The sequence below is a fragment of the Agathobacter sp. genome (assembly GCF_977054825.1).
This window is the reverse complement of the sequence record NZ_CDRTEH010000001.1, coordinates 207,620-226,917: the sequence shown is the minus strand read 5'-3', so window position 1 is coordinate 226,917 and position 19,298 is coordinate 207,620. Positions and strand designations below refer to the sequence as shown.

General features: G+C 40.4%; 21 protein-coding genes, 1 pseudogene and 1 riboswitch. Of the genes and pseudogenes, 4 read left to right on the top strand and 18 right to left on the bottom strand.

Features of this window, described 5'->3' with window-relative positions; translation table 11 throughout:
- Nucleotides 1-10: 10 nt before the first annotated feature.
- From ACW6PM_RS01070 to ACW6PM_RS01055, 4 genes are read right to left on the bottom strand one after another with little or no spacing between them, the layout of a single operon-like run.
- Nucleotides 11-1,909 (bottom strand): ATP-binding protein, encoded by a 1,899-nt coding sequence (locus ACW6PM_RS01070; protein WP_456055913.1) that lies wholly within the window; start codon nucleotides 1,907-1,909, stop codon nucleotides 11-13.
- The gene (locus ACW6PM_RS01065) at nucleotides 1,906-2,619 is read right to left on the bottom strand and encodes a CpsD/CapB family tyrosine-protein kinase (protein ID WP_308651640.1); all 714 of its coding nucleotides are present in this window, start codon (nucleotides 2,617-2,619) and stop codon (nucleotides 1,906-1,908) included. Before ACW6PM_RS01065 ends, ACW6PM_RS01070 begins: the two co-directional genes overlap by 4 nt.
- A gap of 26 nt (nucleotides 2,620-2,645) precedes the next feature.
- Complete coding sequence (locus ACW6PM_RS01060) at nucleotides 2,646-3,419, bottom strand: YveK family protein (RefSeq protein ID WP_456055912.1); 774 nt, start codon at nucleotides 3,417-3,419, stop codon at nucleotides 2,646-2,648.
- Nucleotides 3,420-3,443: 24 nt separating this feature from the next.
- A complete protein-coding gene (locus tag ACW6PM_RS01055) occupies nucleotides 3,444-4,145 on the bottom strand; it encodes a CpsB/CapC family capsule biosynthesis tyrosine phosphatase (protein WP_306782092.1) in 702 nt (233 codons plus the stop codon).
- Between the two features lie 247 nt (nucleotides 4,146-4,392).
- Here ACW6PM_RS01055 and ACW6PM_RS01050 point away from each other — a divergent pair.
- Nucleotides 4,393-4,581: pseudogene (locus ACW6PM_RS01050) on the top strand (tyrosine-type recombinase/integrase); the annotation flags it as partial.
- 163 nt (nucleotides 4,582-4,744) lie between these two features.
- On the opposite strand, the gene ACW6PM_RS01045 reads toward ACW6PM_RS01050, so the two are convergent.
- From ACW6PM_RS01045 to ACW6PM_RS01015, 7 genes are all read right to left on the bottom strand, one after another.
- Complete coding sequence (locus ACW6PM_RS01045) at nucleotides 4,745-5,449, bottom strand: M15 family metallopeptidase (protein ID WP_456055911.1); 705 nt, start codon at nucleotides 5,447-5,449, stop codon at nucleotides 4,745-4,747.
- Nucleotides 5,450-6,673, bottom strand: coding sequence for an ABC transporter permease (locus ACW6PM_RS01040; RefSeq protein WP_456055910.1), 1,224 nt, complete (start codon nucleotides 6,671-6,673; stop codon nucleotides 5,450-5,452). It abuts the gene before it with no gap.
- Nucleotides 6,670-7,548 carry an ABC transporter ATP-binding protein gene (locus ACW6PM_RS01035; protein WP_456055909.1) on the bottom strand — a complete coding sequence of 293 codons (879 nt, stop codon included), beginning with the start codon at nucleotides 7,546-7,548 and terminating at the stop codon, nucleotides 6,670-6,672. Before ACW6PM_RS01035 ends, ACW6PM_RS01040 begins: the two co-directional genes overlap by 4 nt.
- Entirely contained in the window at nucleotides 7,529-8,293 is a 765-nt protein-coding gene (locus ACW6PM_RS01030) for a hypothetical protein (protein WP_456055908.1), read from the bottom strand. Before ACW6PM_RS01030 ends, ACW6PM_RS01035 begins: the two co-directional genes overlap by 20 nt.
- Nucleotides 8,268-8,822 carry an RNA polymerase sigma factor gene (locus tag ACW6PM_RS01025; RefSeq protein WP_456055907.1) on the bottom strand — a complete coding sequence of 185 codons (555 nt, stop codon included), beginning with the start codon at nucleotides 8,820-8,822 and terminating at the stop codon, nucleotides 8,268-8,270. The genes ACW6PM_RS01030 and ACW6PM_RS01025 overlap by 26 nt, the downstream gene beginning before the upstream one ends.
- 317 nt (nucleotides 8,823-9,139) lie before the next feature.
- On the bottom strand, nucleotides 9,140-9,346 hold the full coding sequence (locus ACW6PM_RS01020; RefSeq protein WP_456055906.1) for a CA_C0660 family putative sactipeptide bacteriocin: 207 nt from the start codon (nucleotides 9,344-9,346) through the stop codon (nucleotides 9,140-9,142).
- On the bottom strand, nucleotides 9,343-9,801 hold the full coding sequence (locus ACW6PM_RS01015; RefSeq protein WP_456055905.1) for a hypothetical protein: 459 nt from the start codon (nucleotides 9,799-9,801) through the stop codon (nucleotides 9,343-9,345). Before ACW6PM_RS01015 ends, ACW6PM_RS01020 begins: the two co-directional genes overlap by 4 nt.
- A gap of 72 nt (nucleotides 9,802-9,873) precedes the next feature.
- On the opposite strand from ACW6PM_RS01015, the gene ACW6PM_RS01010 reads away from it, so the two are divergent.
- Nucleotides 9,874-10,476, top strand: coding sequence for an accessory gene regulator ArgB-like protein (locus tag ACW6PM_RS01010; protein ID WP_456055904.1), 603 nt, complete (start codon nucleotides 9,874-9,876; stop codon nucleotides 10,474-10,476).
- A gap of 452 nt (nucleotides 10,477-10,928) precedes the next feature.
- On the opposite strand, the gene ACW6PM_RS01005 is transcribed toward ACW6PM_RS01010, so the two are convergent.
- From ACW6PM_RS01005 to ACW6PM_RS00975, 7 genes are all read right to left on the bottom strand, one after another.
- The gene (locus ACW6PM_RS01005; protein ID WP_306773936.1) at nucleotides 10,929-11,921 is read right to left on the bottom strand and encodes a Fic family protein; all 993 of its coding nucleotides are present in this window, start codon (nucleotides 11,919-11,921) and stop codon (nucleotides 10,929-10,931) included.
- A gap of 377 nt (nucleotides 11,922-12,298) precedes the next feature.
- The gene (ribH, locus tag ACW6PM_RS01000; RefSeq protein ID WP_015515919.1) at nucleotides 12,299-12,763 is read right to left on the bottom strand and encodes a 6,7-dimethyl-8-ribityllumazine synthase; all 465 of its coding nucleotides are present in this window, start codon (nucleotides 12,761-12,763) and stop codon (nucleotides 12,299-12,301) included.
- Between the two features lie 30 nt (nucleotides 12,764-12,793).
- The gene (locus ACW6PM_RS00995) at nucleotides 12,794-13,990 is read right to left on the bottom strand and encodes a bifunctional 3,4-dihydroxy-2-butanone-4-phosphate synthase/GTP cyclohydrolase II (protein ID WP_138305592.1); all 1,197 of its coding nucleotides are present in this window, start codon (nucleotides 13,988-13,990) and stop codon (nucleotides 12,794-12,796) included.
- A gap of 107 nt (nucleotides 13,991-14,097) precedes the next feature.
- A complete protein-coding gene (ribE, locus tag ACW6PM_RS00990) occupies nucleotides 14,098-14,811 on the bottom strand; it encodes a riboflavin synthase (RefSeq protein ID WP_456055903.1) in 714 nt (237 codons plus the stop codon).
- A gap of 106 nt (nucleotides 14,812-14,917) precedes the next feature.
- Nucleotides 14,918-16,078, bottom strand: a complete 1,161-nt coding sequence (gene ribD, locus ACW6PM_RS00985; RefSeq protein ID WP_456055902.1) for a bifunctional diaminohydroxyphosphoribosylaminopyrimidine deaminase/5-amino-6-(5-phosphoribosylamino)uracil reductase RibD — start codon at nucleotides 16,076-16,078, stop codon at nucleotides 14,918-14,920.
- Between the two features lie 167 nt (nucleotides 16,079-16,245).
- Nucleotides 16,246-16,360: riboswitch (FMN riboswitch) on the bottom strand.
- Nucleotides 16,361-16,654: 294 nt separating this feature from the next.
- Nucleotides 16,655-16,819, bottom strand: a complete 165-nt coding sequence (locus ACW6PM_RS00980) for a hypothetical protein (RefSeq protein ID WP_412620756.1) — start codon at nucleotides 16,817-16,819, stop codon at nucleotides 16,655-16,657.
- A 199-nt stretch (nucleotides 16,820-17,018) separates the two neighbouring features.
- Nucleotides 17,019-17,369, bottom strand: coding sequence for a hypothetical protein (locus ACW6PM_RS00975; RefSeq protein WP_456055901.1), 351 nt, complete (start codon nucleotides 17,367-17,369; stop codon nucleotides 17,019-17,021).
- 345 nt (nucleotides 17,370-17,714) lie between these two features.
- On the opposite strand from ACW6PM_RS00975, the gene ACW6PM_RS00970 reads away from it, so the two are divergent.
- Entirely contained in the window at nucleotides 17,715-18,140 is a 426-nt protein-coding gene (locus tag ACW6PM_RS00970) for an RNA polymerase sigma factor (RefSeq protein ID WP_456055900.1), read from the top strand.
- A complete protein-coding gene (locus ACW6PM_RS00965; RefSeq protein ID WP_456055899.1) occupies nucleotides 18,133-19,140 on the top strand; it encodes a zf-HC2 domain-containing protein in 1,008 nt (335 codons plus the stop codon). Before ACW6PM_RS00970 ends, ACW6PM_RS00965 begins: the two co-directional genes overlap by 8 nt.
- Nucleotides 19,141-19,298 lie beyond the last annotated feature (158 nt).

Sequence of the window (19,298 nt, the reverse complement as noted above, 5' to 3'; positions counted from 1 at the left end):
GCGGTACAGCCTATGGTGCCATCCACCACTTTATAAAGTCCTTCCTTGTAAAATAAAGACTTGTAAGCCCGTAATCTGCGATTTCCCTGTCTGTAAAGGTCTTTGCTATATACGCATTGATTTCATCCGGGAAGTCTCTCTCGAGGCACCACTGTGCCTGCAGGCTCATTGGCTTTTCCAGCTCATATTGGTGCACGAGCTCGCCTCCAAAATCTATGATACTGTTCCATCTGGATGCATTGCCCAGTATCCTCTGCTTGATATTTTCTATGATCACAGCTCTTGCAATCCTTACCTTTTTGTACTTTTCGGCGCGCTGCAAAAGCATTGCATTGCGGTTGTGGGTATTTATCACCAGCTCCATCGGGTCTGTCAGCTCATTTGACACCAGACAAAATACAGGGTCCAGATCATAATACTCCGGTCTTAGCACGTAGTCGTTTCTGTACGATGCTGCTGTCTTTGCCACGGTTAGGTCTGCCGATACATCCGTGTATATGATGCCCGGCATGTCACCCATAACATACTCCATAGATGTGATGTATGGTGTCATAAACTGCCAGAAGGCTCTGATATTCTGCTCAAATACTATGATATCGTATTTGTCAATAAACTGACCATAATCATAAGGGTAGTTCTCCCTGTAGTGTGCAAAAAGCGCTCTCTGCATGAATGCTATCTTTATTTTGCGCCCGATAAAGCCGTTTATCACTGTCCTCACCGGCACCTCTACCTCGCGCTCCTTTATATATACAAGCACCTGTATAGCTCTGCTTACCAGCTCGTTTTCTGCCTCGTATTCACCTACCAGCCTTTTTCTGCCGTCTGACAGGTACTGTCCAAGTGTGAGTGGACTCTGACCAAAAAAATCAATAATAATCTGTCCGATGTACTGGCGGAGCTCTATGTGCTTTTCATCGAAGGCTGCTCCGTCTCTCGATATGCTTATGTTTAAAAACCTTTTTTTGATATTGAGCTGATATGAGAAATTGTCTATCCACGATGGTGCAAGCCCCAGTATGTCTGTAGCATCTGACACAAGGACTCCCTGCTGGTACAGCGTGGACTTAGGAAAATACCCCTTGTGCTTTGGATGATATATGGCAACATAGCCCTCAAGCAGGCTATTATCCACTCGTATGATATTCATGCCAACAAGCTCATTCATCGGATAGTTCCACTTTGCCTTTGGCTGTGACAGGCATACCTCCCTCGTATCACACCTGATATTTACAGGTATAGGCAGTGTAAGCATATAGTGCTTTATGGTGTCCACTATAAAATCCATATCTATATACGGCGCATATGATGGCTTTACAGGGATAGAGATGCGTGTGCCCGGTGTCTTTTTCTGCGATATGACATACTCTATCTGGCCACTATCTCCAAACCACTTTGCCATGACCGGTGCCGTATCCTGCGGATTGCTTATGTTCCAGGCAGTGTTTATGACCTTATCCTTTTTCGACTCGATGAGCACAGCCTTTGAGACTGTAAAGCACGAGCATAGCCCGATGCCATAGTGGGAATACGGCTCATACTTCAGCTGCTGATTGAAGAAATCTGCGCTTGTATAATAGCTTGCCCCTATCTGTGCGATAAAGTGCTCCAGGTCATATTCATTTATGCCTATTCCGTTATCCTCTATCGTAAACAGTCTTGTATCACTGCTGTACGTGATGTCTATGCGCGGCTCATATATGGCTCTGACATCGCGCATCTGGCTTGCCTGCTCCAGCTCGAGGAACTCCGTACCCCAGCTCCACTCAAGTGCCTGCCGCACATTGCAGGCATCCATGGCATTGAGCAAAAGCTCCCTGATAAAGACCTTCCACGAAGCATAAAACTGCTGGCTTGCAATAAGCGGCAGCATATTTGATTTTCCTAACTCTACATCGATGCTTTTCATGCTTTATCCGACCGCCCGTAATAGCTGCCGTAGTAATTGCCATAGTACCCACTGACATGGCTGTTTTTCTTGTTGTTTACCTTGTTGAGCACAGCGCCCAGTATCCTCACTCCCGATGCCTCGAGCTGTTTTTTCACACTCTGTATCATTCTGGCGCTCGCCATGCCCTGTCCTATCACTATTATAGCTCCGTCACAATACTTTGCTACAACTGCCGCATCTATGGCAGCTCCTATCGGTGCACAGTCTATAATTATGTAGTTAAAGTGCTCCTTGCCGAAATTAAGAAGCTCCTGAAAGTATTTTTTCTCAAGAATCTCTGTCGGATTCGGCACAGACGGCCCTGCAAATATCATAAAAAGGCCCGGTATTTCCGTGCCATACATCACTTCCTCGAGACGTCTCTGACCGGAAAGATAGTGCGACAATCCGCATATCTCCCCTCCACTTGCCGCTGTGGCACGCAGACGCCCTGCAAGGACTGATTTACGCATATCAGTATCTATGAAAAGCACTCTCTTTCCTGACTCTGTAAGCGACCGCGCCAGATCAAGTGCCACGGTGCTTTTGCCTTCATTTGGAACAGAGCTTGTCACAAGAAGCGTGCGTATATCATCCCCGCAAAACTGTATATTTGTCTTCAAAGCTCGAAGCGATTCCTTCATTGTATAGCTTTGTTCTTTTAGCTTGCCAAACTTTACTAATTCCATCTGCCCATCTCCTGATACAGGCTTCCTTATGCTGAAGCCGATTTCTTTTTTCTTGTCTTTCTGTGGCTGCCCTTGCTATGCTTTCTACCCTTTCCATGCTCTCCGTCATCCTCCGCTTCATCGAGCGGAAGTGTACCAAGCACGTTCATGCCAAGCTTCTTCTCCACATCCTCTGTATCTATGATTGTATCATTGAACAGATAAGAAACCACTATAACCGCAATCGACAGAAATGCTCCCGCAAAGGCTCCTATCACTGTGTTTTTGCCGATATTAGGGCTTACCGCGCCTCCATCATCATATCCGCTCTGGATGATGGTCGGCGGATCCTGCTTCATCTTTTCCGCTATATATGCCGATGCGACCTTTGCTATCTCATCTGCTATGGTCTTTGCCATCTGCGGATCCGGGTCCGTTACTGTGATATTGAGTACTCGCGAGTTGGACGGATTGTCGAGCGTCACCCTGCCGCCAAGTGTCTTATAGCTCTCATTCAGATTGAGATTCTCTATGACCTGATCCAGCACCGGACGTCCCTTTACTACAACTATGTAATCATTTGTCAGGCTGGTGCCTGTCTGGATATCCGCAAGGCTTGTGATGGATGTGCTCTTTGAAAGTACATAGAGCTCAGATGTAGATTCATACATAGGCGTAATCATAAATCTGCTTATCGCAAATGCCACTGCACCTGTCGCTATCGTAACAAGAATTATCCACTGCCAATATGAAATTATCTCAAGAAACAGATCCTTTAAGTCTATCTCTATCTCGTTGTCAAAATCCTGTTCTCTCTCCATTATTTATCCCCGCATTTACACTGATTATCTTCCGTTTATTATATTTTCCGGTGTGGTCTGCATGATTTCCTGCGCGTAGTCATCACCGAACTTCTTTGCCACGTACTCATAGCATTTTTTCATATTGCAGACGCGCTCCTTTGTGCCGTGGCTGTCGCTTGCTATTACATCAACAAGCCCTGCCTTCAATAGCTTCTTTGTATATCTCTTGAAATGTCTGCCATCTATGCCGAGCACTGAGTCTGCATTGATCTGTATGAGCGCTCCCAGCTCCTGCAAATCCTCTATACGGCTTATATCACTGAGACACTCATATCTCTCTACATGTGCTATCACCGGTATATATCCTGCAAATATAGCTTCGCGCGTCATCTTGTATACAAATGAGTATTCGCTGGAATGTGAATACTCTGTGAGTATATACTGTGTATCTGCCAGTGTATGACACAGCCCACCATGAAAGGCATCTATCATATCGGTTGCCACATGATACTCTGTGCCGAGCTTTAATTCTATTCCAAGCTTCTTTGCATATGGCATCAGCTTTTTATAGTGTCGCTCTATCTTTTCAAGCGGATGCTTAAACATTCCATGGCGCAGGTGCGGTGTGAGGATTATGCCTGTGATGCCCTGCTTTTTGGCTATCTTGAGCATCTCTACCGATTCCTCGAGCGACTTTGAGCCGTCGTCCACTCCGTATAATAAATGGCAATGTATATCTATCAAAATTCATGGTCCTCCGTTTTGTTTTCCTGAACTATTATTATACTATATACAGTTTTTTCGTGCAATTCTTTAGATATTAAATTTTTCTTCTTTTTTGTGGGAGGGCGTGGCGTAAGCGCCGGGCACCCGTGCAGCGCACACGAACTCCCGCGCCTGCTACGCTACGCTGCTAAGAGAGCTATACGAATTATGCCTTGAGGTGGTTCTATGCTTGACAAAACCGGCTTTTATGCGCCGTCCATGGCGCATAACGCCTCATATGTTTCGCCACACCTTTGCAACAAGTCTTTTAGAAGCTGACGTTGATATTCGTTATATTCAGGAAATGCTAGGACATAGCTCCATTAATATTACAGAAATTTATACACATGTTACAGTATCTAAGCAAAGAGACATCCTTGCCACAAAACACCCTCGGAAAAATTTTCACATATAGGTTTTATGGGCAATCCAATAATCTTACGGATTGCCCACCATACACAGTGAGTAATCCTTTTTCTTACATTGAAACGCTTAAAAACTATTAACGATTTCCTAAGATACGTTCATAATAAAAGTCCTCAGCATTTTCATATTACAAGTCTACCTATATTTCTATGCTATCTAAGATTTTCCACATATTCTTCCAAGCACAATCCACTCTGATGAATCTCCTCTGCTGCTTCTTTTCCCACATAGCGATAATGCCACGGTTCATTAGCAACTCCTGTAATGCTTGTCTTTCCGGACGGATATCTTTGAATAAATCCGTATTTGTATGAATTATCTAGTAACCAGTTATAAACATCATCACGAGAACATTTAGAAGTATCTGCATTGATATCTACCGCAAGTCCAAGCTGATGTTCACTTGTCCCCGGCAATGCAACCCATTCCATTGCTGTTTCCTCTGCCATGTGTTTTGTATAACCTTCACTGCGATATGCGTCTATCTTGTCATCTAAAATCTGTTGTTGCTCCTCTGCGGTTCTGTAACCATCTCTAACAAACGGATATACCCCCGCATTTCTCGCATCATCAAACATTTCCTGCAAATATGGATAGATTCTGGACTCTATTTTCTGACCATTACTCAATTCCATGAGATCAATTTCATAATCATCTGGAATATAGTTGTCTCGGTTTACTATCATCAACTTCCATCCATACTTATCACTTGCAATGTGATGTTCTTCCTGTTTTATAAAACCAAAACCTTGTAGCTTGACCGCATCATTGGTTGCGAATGTATGTCCTACATAAATAATCAAGAAAAGAACGAACAACAGAGTTATCTTTTTCGGAAAACTCTTTTTCCTTTTCATCTACTTAATCTCCGTTTTATGATAGACATGATACATAAGCGGAACCATCAAAACACTTAGGATTGGATAAATGACCAGCATGATTGGTATCGAGCCAACAATCTTACCACCAATATGATATAAATCAAATGTATTGATAATCTCATTGATCTGCAGCAAGCGGTCTGGGAACACACCCAATATTCCCGATAAGAAATCGAAATTTGATACAAACTGTGGTAAAAACAGGATTGCAAAAGGTATTGTAACCGCAACAACTGCTGTATGCGTCTTTGCTGACACAATCATAGACAGAAACAGGCAAAATACTGTTCCAATATATCCGGCAATTACCGTGAGCAAATACAACTGCATATAGGTAATATTGTAAAAAGATTTCCAATGCCAGAAACCTGTCTGTATCATGACATTTCCACCTTGCGATCCAAGACATCCCAATACCACAAGTGAATACAGCGATATTACAATAAAGTAGATAGCTGATACCACGATAAATCCTGCCATGATCTTTGCTCTCGTTCCCCTATCCCTTCCGTATTTTGTTGAGAAAAATATGGATTCTGATTTCCAACTAAATTCATTGGAAAAGATACCAGACACCAAGAATGCTGACACAAGCATAATGAGCATAATAATCGTCTGAGCGTAACTCAGTGCTGATTTCCAGCCATCATAGTCCTCATAGTATAAAGGTACTTTCATCTCACTGTACTGCTCTATCAAAAATGCTTTCTCATTTTCATCGAATAAACCATCGGTGTCTTCGGAATTCAACCATTTTTCCAAACTCTTTCCACGGTTCTCATAGATCTGTCCCACTTCTTCTTTCGATAAAGAATCAATCCGATAATAGTTGAAATCTCTAAATTCGCAAAATCCCATATTGATCATGTCCTTTATTTCTGAAAACCCTTGTACCTTGGAATCATGCAATAAGTTAGCAGAATCATCTCCTGGGCGAATTGGATATTCTTCACTGATTTTTTTATATTCATCCATAACCGCTTGTAATGCTGCTTCATCTAAAACACCTTCCCACTTCTGCTTTTCTTCCCGCAGACTCTTTGCTGCTGCGATTCCTGTATGAGATTTGCCCTGCTCATCCAAAAAACTGACATTCGTGATTGCGAAATAGCATGATATCAAAAGTGAAAATAACAACACGACCAATGATACTTTACTGATGCTCTTAGAAAAGATTTTCTTAATTTCATATCTGATCATTCCATCTCACCACCCTTTTCACCAAAATAATATAAGAACACATCCTCCAATGTCGGCTCCACCACAAATGCTCCAGCAATCGGTGGCTCACTGGCAATAATACGAAGGTTCACCATTCCCCTTTCCGCTTTCATATTAGACACCTTAAATTCTTTCATCATCTTTGTTGCATCTGCCTGTGATACTTCACACGCATATACCTTTTCCCGCATAGAAGCAATTGTCTGATCCAGATTTCCCTGCTGCATAATCTGTCCATCCTTCATCAGCCAGATTTCATTGGCAATATACTCCACATCTGAAACAATATGCGTCGATAAAATAACGATCCGGTCCTCTGACAGCTCACTGATCAGATTCCTAAAACGCACCCTTTCCGTTGGATCAAGTCCAGCCGTAGGCTCATCCAGAATAAGAATTTTTGGATTGTTTAGCATTGCCTGGGCAATTCCTGCTCTACGTTTCATTCCGCCGGACAGCTTCTTCATCTTCTTATTTGCTGACTTTGTAAGTCCAACCTGCGCAATCAAGTCCTTTACCCGTTTACCAGCAACCATCGGTCGAATACCCTTTAAGCTGGCAATATACAGTAAATAGTCTTTTACTGTGAAATCCGGATAGAATCCGAACTCCTGAGGTAAGTATCCAAGCAAATTTCGATATTCTCCATCCATTTTGAAAATATCCTTTCCATCGCACAGAATCTGTCCACTTGTCGGTGTCAAAAGGGTACAGATCATTCGCATAAGCGTTGTCTTTCCTGCACCATTCACACCTAAAAGTCCATATACTCCATTCTCTATCGTCAGGTTTAGGTTCTCTACTGCCCGAAAGTCACCAAACTTTCTTGTAACATTAACCATTTGTAGTTTCATATTGATTTCCCTCCATTGTCCAACATAAGCGATTGCAGTCATGTATTGCCTTATACACTGCACCAATCAGGAAACAGCTTGCTAATCCAAATAAGATACTCCATACAAGACATGTAATCTTAGCATAAATAAAATCATTCATTGTAACCATCCACCAGATCACACTCCACAAAAAGCAACCGAGCATGGATGCTACCTCATTCAAAGCGCTGCTGTTTAACATGGCAAAGCAGATTCCAGCAGCAACGACCATTGGGAACAAAAACTGCACCAAAATATCCATAAACTGCATTCTCATACCCACACAGCAAACGAACATAAATAGCGTTATCATAAATACATCCGCCACTCCTATCAAAAATACTCGTGCGGAATAGATCTGTCTGAGGGAATACAGGCACGCTGCCTCAATCTGTAAGGAATCACTTTCTTTGTTTCTCCAAAATTCCGGAATGATCATAACGATAAAAAGGACAGAGGAGGTTCCCAGTGTTCTCATCAAATATTCGCTATCATCCAGATAATTCATGAGAAAAAATGTCACTATCAGTAATGCTGCCTGCAACATCCACCATCTCTTTCGGATCAGCCGAAATTGAGAAAATAAAAACTCTCCATAGCTCATCGTATGTTCAGACTGAACTTCCATCATAACTTCCTTCGATTTTTGAATCGTTTCCAGAATCTTTTCTTCTCTTGGAATAACTTTTGTTTCCGTTTTATAGTTTTGCATCATCTTTTTCAAATTCATCAGAATCCTCCTCTCCCAAAAGTTTTATTAATTCTTCTTTTGCCCCTTTGTGACGGTACTTAACCAGTGGCAAACCAATCTGTAAAATATCTGCTACCTCTTTTAGTTTACAGTCTCCAAAATAGATCAGCAGTATCACTTCTCTTAACTCCGGAGCCAGCCTTCCAAGAGCCAGTTCCACATCCATTCGTTTTTCTTTTCTTTGAATACCACCATCCGAAACCAGCTCTCTTTCCAATATTCCCTGCTCTACACTCTCTACCTTCCATTTCTTTGCATAGTCCTTACAAAGATTCCTAGCTATTACATACAGATAATTCTTTGCCTTTCCAATGTGCTGATAAGATGCAATATTTTCTATAAATCGAAGGAAGGTTTCCTGTGTTAGATCTTCTGCTTCTGTCTGATCCAGACAATGATTTCTACAATACAACAAAATTTCTGCATAATATTTTCGTACAAATTTATCAAAAGCATTCTCATTGCCCTGTTTCATTTGTAGAATTAAAAGATAATCATTCAAGTTGCCCTCCTTTCCCATTTTCGGTAATGTATAAACGTTTATTCCATTCTAATATGTATAACGACTGACTGCAAAAAAAAGATAGTCATTTTTCATTAAATTTTTGTATGTGTTTTTGTCTTTTACTTAAAACTACACTCCTCCTCTTCTAATTTCCAATTTATTTTGTTACAATTATAAAAAGGATTACTGAAGCACACAATATGCTTTTACTTCAGTAATCCTACAATATCTTTCATAGTATATTGTTGGTATGCTACGCAAGATTATAATAAACGGGCAGCCCAAAAGTCATTTTCTGTTACAAAATATCTGCACTAGTGTGCTGCATTGTATGCCAACTGGTAGTTACCATTTTCATTTGTTGTACCGCCACCACAACTGCACTGACAGTTTGGTACAACTGGCAGCCATGCCGCTGCATACGATACATTACGTCCGCTAGTACATACACAATGGCATCCGCCGTTAACCATAGTTTCAGAACTCATAGGTGTTTTGTTTAAAGGATTTACAACTCTCATAATAATACCTCCTCACAATAACCAGCTTTCATCTGCACATTAATGCCATTCTGATCATAGCAGTCTGCATAGCATATATCACATAATCGAAGTGCCCAGCAATTTGAACAATTCCTTATTGATTTTTCTTCATATTCGTGTAAGTAATATTTTTTTATTGCTTCCGTATCAACCCCATTGTCTACATTGCCAATACTAGGGGAATCTCCAACACGCTCACATACCTTATATGTTCCATCCGTACATACATATAATCTTCTTTGTCCAGGGATACAACAACCATTACAATAACTAATATTGATTGGAGCATTTACATCATACCCTTTTTCTTGTAACTCCAAATAGTAGCTTTCCGGAACAGTTCCTTTACTTGGATATTCTGCTGGTCCATCCATGCTGAGAACAATGCTAAGATTTGGAACTTGTCCCAAATAATCAGCAATTTCCTCTGTCATTAATGTCAGATTCGTGGTGAACGAAAAACTTAAGTTACACTCTGTCAGATTAGCTAGGGCATAATATATACATTGTTTCATAACTTATTAAATATCAAAGGACTATACTATGGAATATATCTCAAAAAACTAACGGACTATATTTTAAAGAAAGGAATGATTACCGGGGAATTAACTGAAGTATATGAATATGGATTTCAATGCTTTTTAGAATTTTCTCTGAGTACTCTGTGTAGTATTATCATTGCAATTTTTCTAAATATGTTACCCGAATGCCTTTTCTTCTTCCTGATTTTCATTCCAATGCGATCATTCGGCGGTGGCGTACATATGAAAACATACCTTGCCTGCTTTATTGGCTCCTGTCTGTTATTGACATCAACCATGCTTGCAGTAAAATATTTATCTGTTCCAATCTATTTTTCTTTGGGATTGTATATAATTTCTGCTATCTTAGTTATGATAATCGGACCTGTGAATCATCCGAATCGAGAAGTGGATTGCCAAGAGAACCATACCTTCATGCGGAAGACATACCTCACACTGCTACTCAGCCTTATATGTGCTGTATTTTTTATTTACATTAAATCTACAAGATATATGTTTCTTCAAGCACTCGTGTTTTTTATTATATTTGTGACATCGTTAATCGGTCGGTTACTGTATAAGGACTAATCTCTCGCCTGCATAACCTTCTGAATCTTTTGTTATAATTCCTGTAGCCTCTGGAAATATTGTTTCTTCAGAGCTGCAGGGACATCATTATCAAGCGTTCTTATATCATCATAATCTTTCTCTTTCACAGACCTACGATTCTCATAGAACCACTGCCAACACCAATTACGCAATAAACTTTCTGCCAGCCTCTCCGGGTCAGAAAAGACCTCATCTATCATAACTGACTTTACATGTCCACTTTTTGGTAGTGTCAAAAGCGTTACCGGATCAATACTCGGACGTCCCATGCCATCCGAATAAGTATCACGAACAATGTCATAAATAAATGACCAGTCGATTGCTTTATCGATAATTCAAAGAAGATGATCCTGTGGAACAAGATCAACGCTTGTGACAATATTCCTGTCTGTTGCCATTTTGGAAAATCCCGATTCATTGAGATTTCAAGTTTAACGCTTTATATACCTTTGATTCTTGCTATTAGGCTTATCTGGAATAGTACGTTCCACCGCCCCAATATTTAATGCAGGATCCATATAATTCTTTCTAAATGTCTCACGTGATTTAAGCCCTAGCTGTTTCATTAAAGAAACGGCTGTATATGGCACATCGAATTCCATTACCTCAAGCAAACGTTTTACATATTCTGATTCATCATTAATGGATTTACGAACTTGTTCATTCACTTCATCAAGAATATCATCTATACGCTCCAACATAAATTCAATAAAAACATTCGAGTTTCCATTTACATGGCACTCTGAAATTGCATTGTAATAATCATTTTGAAATTTTTCTATCTGGCTTTCTAATGGTATATAGGCAAATACTGGATTCCATTCATTTAATAACATGGTATGCCATAGTCTTGCAGTTCTTCCATTGCCATCTGAAAATGGATGAATAAATACAAATTCATAATGAAAAATCGCTCCCATTATCAATGGATGTACCTCTTTTCTATTTGTACTCATCCAACCGAATAAATCTTGCATTAGTGAAGGTACAAACTGCGGTGGCGGAGCCATAAAAATACAGGTATCACCATTAAAAACACCTTCATCACCATCGCGAAACCTTCCTGCGTCATCTTTTAATAGGTATTCCATAATTCCTTGAACTTTTTTCAGATCATCTAAACTATATGGATTGACCTTTCCAATCATTTCATACGCTTTGTACGCATTTTTAACCTCTTGAATCTCCTGCTCTGGTCCAAGAACCATACGACCATTTATGACATCTTTTGTTTGTCCTATAGTCAACGAATTGGCTTCAATTTTCAATGATGAATGCACCGATTTAATTCGATTATTTCTCCTTAAATGTGGCTTATTATCCAAATTGTGGTATATCTCTATTCTCCCTAGCTTAGTCGAAATAGATGAAACCAGATTAAGCATTTTTTCAGTTATAGTATATGGTGGTTTATATTCTTCCATCAAATCGCCTCATCTTACTTATTATCTTGCTTATTATCTTACCATAATTATATATCTTTATACAATATCCATCTACAAATATCCACAATTTTAATACCTTCATACTGATAATTTTCATTTTTCGGTAACAGATTTTCTATTCGTATTCTACCATACCATAGTTGTTATGCCATTATTCTATTACCATTTTTTTAAAATAATTCTTTTTTTGGTAATAGATTCATTTTTCGATGATACACTTCACACAAGCGTTTCATTTTATTGAAGTATATTTACCATTGTCGTTATATTCCACTTATATTTTCCCAAAGAATCCTAAAAAGGTGGACTGCCACACATAGCAATCCACCCTCTGCCTTATTACAATTAATTTGTAACTATCCGATTTGTCTGACGAGATTTATCATTTCGATTGCACCGAGTGCACAGTCATATCCTTTGTTTCCGGCTTTTGTTCCGGCTCTTTCTATTGCCTGCTCGATGTTTTCGGTGGTCACTACTCCAAACATTACTGGGATTTCTGACTCGAGTGATACTGATGCGATTCCCTTTGATACCTCGTTGCACACATAGTCATAGTGGCTTGTTGCACCTCTGATTACTGCTCCGAGGCAGATGATTGCATCGTATTTTCCACTTTTTGCCATTTTCTTTGCGATGAGTGGTATCTCGAATGCTCCCGGCACCCATGCTACGTCTATGTTTTCCTCCGGCACGTCGTGTCTTACGAGTCCGTCCTTTGCTCCTCCTAAGAGCTTTGATGTGATAAATTCATTGAATCTTGCTACTACGATTCCTACCTTGATTCCATCCTGTGTCATTTTTCCTTCGATTACGTTCATTTTTCGTTCTCCTTATGTTTTTTATTTTTACTAGTATGAGAGTATATGTCCCATGCGGTTCTGCTTTGTTTTCAGATAAAACAAGTCATGTGCTGTGGCGCTCATCTGGATTGGCACTCGCTCGCTGATTTCCATGCCAAACTCTGAGAGCTGGTATACCTTGTCTGGGTTATTTGTGAGAAGGCGCAGGCTGTGTACGCCGAGCTCTCTTAATATCTGGGCTCCAATATAGTACTCGCGCTCATCTCCGGCAAAACCAAGTGCCAGGTTTGCTTCGAGTGTGTCCATGCCCTGCTCCTGAAGCTCATAGGCCTTCAGCTTATTTATCAGGCCGATGCCTCTGCCCTCCTGACGCATGTAGAGCAGTATTCCTCTGCCCTCCTCGTCTATCTGTCTCATTGCCGCCTCAAGCTGCTGGCCACAGTCGCAGCGCTGTGAGCCGAATACATCTCCTGTGAGACACTCTGAATGTACTCGACAGAGCACATCCTTTCCATCTGCGATTTCGCCCTTTACAAGTGCTACGTGATGCTCTCCGTTTAATCTGTTGACGAAGCCATATGCCTTGAATTCGCCGTATTTGGTCGGCAGCTTTACCTCTGTGACACGGTCAACGAGCTTTTCATGTATCTTTCTGTATTCCTGAAGTGCCGCTATTGTGATGAACTTGATGTCCCACTTTTTTGCAAGCTCCATAAGCTCTGTTGTGCGCATCATGGTTCCGTCCTCACGCATTATCTCACAGCACAGTCCACATTCCTTTAGTCCTGCGAGCCTGCACAGATCAACTGTTGCCTCTGTGTGTCCGTTTCTCTCCAGTACGCCGTTTTTCTTTGCAAGAAGTGGAAACATGTGGCCCGGACGTCTGAAGTCCTCTGGCTTTGCGTCATCAGAGACACATTTCATTGCGGTGATTGATCGCTCTGCTGCGGAAATACCTGTGGTTGTTGAGACATGGTCTATTGATACTGTAAATGCTGTCTCATGATTGTCTGTATTTTCCTGCACCATCTGCGGAAAACGCAGCTTCTTTACATATTCCTGCGACATCGGCATGCATATCAGACCCTTGCCGTGCATCGCCATAAAGTTGATGTTTTCTGTTGTGGCAAATTCTGCCGCACAGATGAAATCGCCCTCATTCTCTCTGTCCTCATCATCTGTGACAAGTATTATTTTTCCTGCACGAAGCTCATCAAGTGCTTCTTCTACTGTGTTGAATTTCATATTTTATGTCCTTTCTCTTATAATTTTGAAGCTGTTCAATTACATAATTTTTTAACCCTTCAGCCCACGCACATTCGCAAACCCACACGATACCCGTGCATTTTATGTTAAAATCCGTATTTTGCCAGAAAATCTCTTGTTATTCCATTCTGCTGTTTTTCGCCGGATTTATGTGGTGCATTTTCCTTAATTGTCTGTGCTCCTGTCATTTCTTCTGTAATTCCTTCCGGCTGCCCTTTAAATAACAGCTTCTCAACATATTTTCCTATGATATCTGTTTCCAGATTTACGACAGCTCCCACTTTTCTGTCCTTTAGCACAGTCTGGCTTACCGTGTGCGGTATCGCTGATATCGAGAAATTATCCTCTGCCACTTTTGCGACTGTGAGGCTTATTCCATCGATTGTGACGGAGCCCTTCTCGACTATATAGCGCATGAGCGGTGGCGTGGCCTGTATTGTATACCAGATGGCATTGTCATCCTTTTTGACCTCCACAATCCTGCCTGTTCCGTCAACATGTCCCGACACTATGTGCCCGCCAAATCTGCCATCTGCCGCCATCGCACGCTCCAGATTGACGTGTGCTCCTCTCATCGCATTTGCAAGCGATGAACGGTTTAGCGTTTCGTGCATGACATCCGCTGTAAACGCATGTGGCATGAGCCTTGTGACTGTGAGGCAGATACCGTTTACCGCTATGCTGTCTCCGACCTTTGTTCCATCGAGCACTTTTTCAGCTCTGATTGTAAGTACTGCTGAGTTTGCTCCACGCGAAATTGTATCTATTGTTCCAACTTCTTCAACTATTCCTGTGAACATTGTGTATCGCCTTTCTTTTTCAATATTTTCCTCACACTCATTTGCATAATTTACATGGTAAATTGTTTACAATTTTTCCAGTCTCACCAAGGCGAAACAGTAACAATTACACAACATCACACTCGATAAGAAAATCATCACCAAGCTTTGTCACCTTACTGTTTCCAAGCATCACTGCATGTGCCGGTGAGTCGGTTCCCATTCCCTCTATCGGTGTTTTTGCATCCGCTCCGCCGAAAAGCTTTGGTGCAATGTAAGCGTATACTTTATTCACAATCCCGCTCTCCAGGGCTGACCAGTTGAGTATGCCGCCTCCTTCAAGCAGAATGCTGTCTATGCTTCTTTCGCCGAGCTTTTGCATGAGGTCATTTAAATCAATATGACCGTTTTTTTCAGCTACATACAGAATTTCTATTCCGTTTTCTTCGAGCCGTGTTATTTTTCTGCTTTTTTGATAATTATTGTTTTCTTCTATACTATCTTTTTCAGTATCAGGCAAGGCTTCTGACTGTGCGGTTTCACGATATCTCTCACTGACTGCAACAATCGTCGGCACTTCCCTTGCGGTCTTTACTATCTGCGATTCCAGTGGAAGCTTAAGGTGCGTATCGCATATTATGCGGATTGGATTTACTCCGCCCTCGATTCTGCATGTAAGCAGCGGATCGTCTGCAAGCACTGTTCCTATTCCTGCCATTATGGCTTTATACCTGTGGCGCAGGTTTTGCACATGTTCTCTCGCTTTTTCTCCTGTTATCCACTTTGAAAGTCCTGAATATGTGGCTATCTTTCCATCCATCGTCATGGCATATTTCATAGCGACATATGGACGTCTGGTCTGTATATAGTAAAAGAATACCTCGTTCAGACTGTCGCACTCCTCTTTAAGCACCTGCGTGACAACCTCTATCCCATGCTCTTTAAGGATTTTGATACCGCCTCCGGCGACAAGCGGATTTGGGTCATCCGAGCCCACATATACTCTTTTTATACCGGCTTCTATCACTGCCTCCACACATGGCGGCTGCTTGCCATGATGACAGCAGGGCTCGAGAGTCACATACATATCTGCTCCCTGTGGCGATTCCTTGCAATGCTTTAACGCATTTCTTTCCGCGTGCAGCTCTCCGTATCTCTCATGCCATCCCTCTCCGATTATCCTGCCGTCCTTTACAATCACAGCTCCGACCATCGGGTTTGGCGAGGTATATCCCATGCCGCGCTTTGCAAGCTCAATCGCCCTTCTCATATATTGTTCATCAGTCATTTTAGTTCCTTTCCGCAAAAAAAAGCCCTGAACTATTATCGTTCAGGGCCTAATGATTTCAAATATCATAATCTCAGATAAACATGCACTAGCTACATTTCATCATAAATGAATTTTGAGATAAAAAAATCCGGAATGTATCAAACACTCCAGAGTCACTATCATATCAACATCTTCTTTCATCCAGACTTTACTGTCGGCCTCGGAATCTCACCGAATCATGCCTTACGGCTCGTGGGCTATACCACCGGTAGGGAATTGCACCCTGCCCTGAAGAATAATTATTTAATTAGCTTACGCTAACTATAGTAAACCTTTGCGGTTTGGATGTCAAGATTATTTTTATATTCATATGCTTTTTAAAACTCCCTTTTTACAAAAGTATGTCTGATGCATAAGTCCTTATAATTATTCGATTTTGATACTTTTATACATTTATATACATTTTTCCATAATGGGGAGTCCGTTTTCACTAAATTGTCGTGCAATTTATTAGAATGGAATTTTTGAAAGAGCCAGCACCTTGAATGGGCTGGCTCTTTCAATGTCACCTGTAATTGACAAACTGGAATTTTCTCAATTCTTCATCTCTGTTTTTTTTCTTTTCCAATTAATTAATAGACCAATCGTTGAAATAACAAAAATTAATGCTGATGTTAGAGAAAAAATACCATCAGTAACCACAAATATGATAAACGTGGCTAATGGAATATAATTAAGAATACTTTTCAAAATTTTCATGTCCAATCCTCCTTTTTAAAATCTCATTAATCTTATAAAATATTTTGTTCTAAAAATTCCGAGTTTCTGTTCCTTACAAACTTCGATTTACTGTTTTACGGTAAATAGTCTTTACATTTCTATATTCAATTTATATCGTACTGAACCGCTTATCATCCCTGCAACTTGAATTTGATAAGCTCCTCTAAGAGATTATGTTTCAATTTTCTTCTATGTATTTCACTACTCTATCTATATTTCCGCTTTCATATTCATCATGTGTTAATTTGAAACACTCATCCTTACTAACACTGCTGTAGTCTATATACCTAGCAACATCTTCTGGAATTAAAAACAAGTTTACTCCTTCTCGTTTCAGCGATTGTAAATCTCCGTGATTGACATCAACAATTACTTCCGCTTCCCAATTTTTTGCTTTAATTACAGACTGTAAATTTTCTTTTAATACAGCACTTCTCTTTTTTTTTAAAATATTAAAATGTCCATCATGTCCAACCTGTGAATTTCTCCCATTAGTTACATAGGGTACAATGGCTATTTTTTTTATCATTAACTTGTCCTCCTTTTCCACTTCTTATAACTTCCGATTGTTTTAATTCTTCTCAGTTCCACCTTCTTGCCCTTCGGACAAGAAGTATCCCTCGTTCAAAGAGCTCGGTCAATTCCGATTTGTATAACACTAGTCTAACACATGTTGATAAAAAATACTATATACAAACTAACGTCTGTGATTTTTGATAAAATTTATGCTATAATCAAAAATCGATCAAAAAAATTTAAAATTTTTTGTAACAAAACAATCCTTTCTACGTCTAATCTATGAACAAAGGAGGTGACAGTTCTGGATTATGAGAAATTGTACAATTCCTATTACTTGCAAGTATACTCATATGTAATGACAATTGTAAAAAATCAACATCAGGCTGAGGAAATTACCCAGAATACTTTTTATAAGGCCATGACCGCAAAGAAGGCATATGCCGGCAAATCAAGCGAACAGACCTGGCTTTGCAGCATAGCAAGAAATCTGGCGATGGACGAATGCCGCAAAAACACAAAATTTACAGAGCTTGACGAAGAGCAGCTCGAACAACCCGATAATATGGTAAAAAGCCTAGAAAATAAAGATACCGCTCTTCAGATTCATCTTATACTGCACGAGCTTGATGAGCCCTACAAGGAGGTCTTTCAGCTTCGAATATTTGGTGAATTGCCATTCTCCCAAATAGGCATAATATTTGGAAAAACAGAGAACTGGGCACGGGTAACTTACCATAGAGCCAGACTGAAAATCAAAGAAAGGATGGATAGAAATGAATAATCCAATTACACAATCAACCGATGAGACCTGCAATATAGTTCAGGATTTACTCCCACTATACTATGACGATGTATGCAGTCCCTCAAGCAAAAGGCTTGTTGAAAAACACCTTAAGACTTGTGAAAAATGTCAAAATACATACAATGAGCTAAAAAACGATTCTATTGATTCAATGATAAAAAAAGAGGCCGACAGTGTATTAAAGCAGCATGAGAAAAAGGAAAAAACTGCTGCCTACAAGGCCGGAGTCATAATAGCCGGATTACTGCTTATCCCAATACTCATTACATTCATAGTGTGCCTGTCAAATGGCGGTGGTTTAAATACCTTTGCGGTGGTAACAGCATCTATGCTTCTTGTAGCTGCAATGACAGTTGTTCCACTTATGGCACAGCAGAAAAAACTGACCAAATGCATAATCTGCGGTGTTTTTGCTCTGCTCTTGATATTCTTTTTTGTTGACAAAATGTATAGTTCAAATGAATTTATGCTTTGGTCTGTTCCAACTATATTTGGATTATCAATTGTCCTTTTTCCGTTTGTCATCAGAGGAATTGAGCTTCCACCTGTTTTATCAGACAAAAAAGCTCTTATCACTATGCTGTGGGATACCTTATGGCTTTTCCTCACAATCATTGAGGTGTGTGGTCATACAAACGATGTTGCCGGAATGAAGGCCGGCTGTATTATAGCATTTGTCTTTGTACTTGCAGCCTGGCTCATATTCTTTGATGCACGATATTTAAACGCAAACGGATTTATAAAATCCGCAATTATAGTTTTAATAGCTTCGGTTTGGACAGCTTTTGCCAATGACGTATGCGAGTTTTTAATCTTTGGCACCAGACAAATCACTATAAAGTCCGTGAATTTTTCTGACTGGTCTTCCAATATCTGCGTGAATGCCAATGTTTACGCTATTGTGCTTGTGTCCGGGGTTATTATCGCTTCTATACTTTTTGTAGCAGGCGGTATCAGAGCATTTGCTAATAAAAAATAAATTAGTTTTCTCTTTAAAATATTATTACAAAACCCCTCCCACAGACTTCAATCTGTGGGAGGGGTTTTATTTTTCATTATTCGATAAATGAATGCTTACTGATTAGCAAACACCCTGTGCAAGCATTGCGGCTTCTTAGGTATCCGCAGATTTACCTG

What these genes read in the sequence shown, in the direction of transcription:
- ACW6PM_RS01005 (WP_306773936.1), bottom strand. Translation starts at nt 11,921, where the DNA reads ATGGAAGAATATAAACCACCATATACTATAACTGAAAAAATGCTTAAT.
- ACW6PM_RS00980 (WP_412620756.1), bottom strand. Translation starts at nt 16,819, where the DNA reads ATGAAAATTTTGAAAAGTATTCTTAATTATATTCCATTAGCCACGTTT.
- ACW6PM_RS01065 (WP_308651640.1), bottom strand. Translation starts at nt 2,619, where the DNA reads ATGGAATTAGTAAAGTTTGGCAAGCTAAAAGAACAAAGCTATACAATG.
- ACW6PM_RS01040 (WP_456055910.1), bottom strand. Translation starts at nt 6,673, where the DNA reads ATGATCAGATATGAAATTAAGAAAATCTTTTCTAAGAGCATCAGTAAA.
- ACW6PM_RS00975 (WP_456055901.1), bottom strand. Translation starts at nt 17,369, where the DNA reads ATGATAAAAAAAATAGCCATTGTACCCTATGTAACTAATGGGAGAAAT.
- ACW6PM_RS01060 (WP_456055912.1), bottom strand. Translation starts at nt 3,419, where the DNA reads ATGGAGAGAGAACAGGATTTTGACAACGAGATAGAGATAGACTTAAAG.
- ribH (WP_015515919.1), bottom strand. Translation starts at nt 12,763, where the DNA reads ATGAACGTAATCGAAGGAAAAATGACACAGGATGGAATCAAGGTAGGA.
- ACW6PM_RS00970 (WP_456055900.1), top strand. Translation starts at nt 17,715, where the DNA reads ATGACAATTGTAAAAAATCAACATCAGGCTGAGGAAATTACCCAGAAT.
- ACW6PM_RS01035 (WP_456055909.1), bottom strand. Translation starts at nt 7,548, where the DNA reads ATGAAACTACAAATGGTTAATGTTACAAGAAAGTTTGGTGACTTTCGG.
- ACW6PM_RS00995 (WP_138305592.1), bottom strand. Translation starts at nt 13,990, where the DNA reads ATGAAATTCAACACAGTAGAAGAAGCACTTGATGAGCTTCGTGCAGGA.
- ACW6PM_RS01015 (WP_456055905.1), bottom strand. Translation starts at nt 9,801, where the DNA reads ATGACAGAGGAAATTGCTGATTATTTGGGACAAGTTCCAAATCTTAGC.
- ribD (WP_456055902.1), bottom strand. Translation starts at nt 16,078, where the DNA reads ATGACTGATGAACAATATATGAGAAGGGCGATTGAGCTTGCAAAGCGC.
- ACW6PM_RS01020 (WP_456055906.1), bottom strand. Translation starts at nt 9,346, where the DNA reads ATGAGAGTTGTAAATCCTTTAAACAAAACACCTATGAGTTCTGAAACT.
- ribE (WP_456055903.1), bottom strand. Translation starts at nt 14,811, where the DNA reads ATGTTCACAGGAATAGTTGAAGAAGTTGGAACAATAGATACAATTTCG.
- ACW6PM_RS01045 (WP_456055911.1), bottom strand. Translation starts at nt 5,449, where the DNA reads ATGAAAAGGAAAAAGAGTTTTCCGAAAAAGATAACTCTGTTGTTCGTT.
- ACW6PM_RS01070 (WP_456055913.1), bottom strand. Translation starts at nt 1,909, where the DNA reads ATGAAAAGCATCGATGTAGAGTTAGGAAAATCAAATATGCTGCCGCTT.
- ACW6PM_RS00965 (WP_456055899.1), top strand. Translation starts at nt 18,133, where the DNA reads ATGAATAATCCAATTACACAATCAACCGATGAGACCTGCAATATAGTT.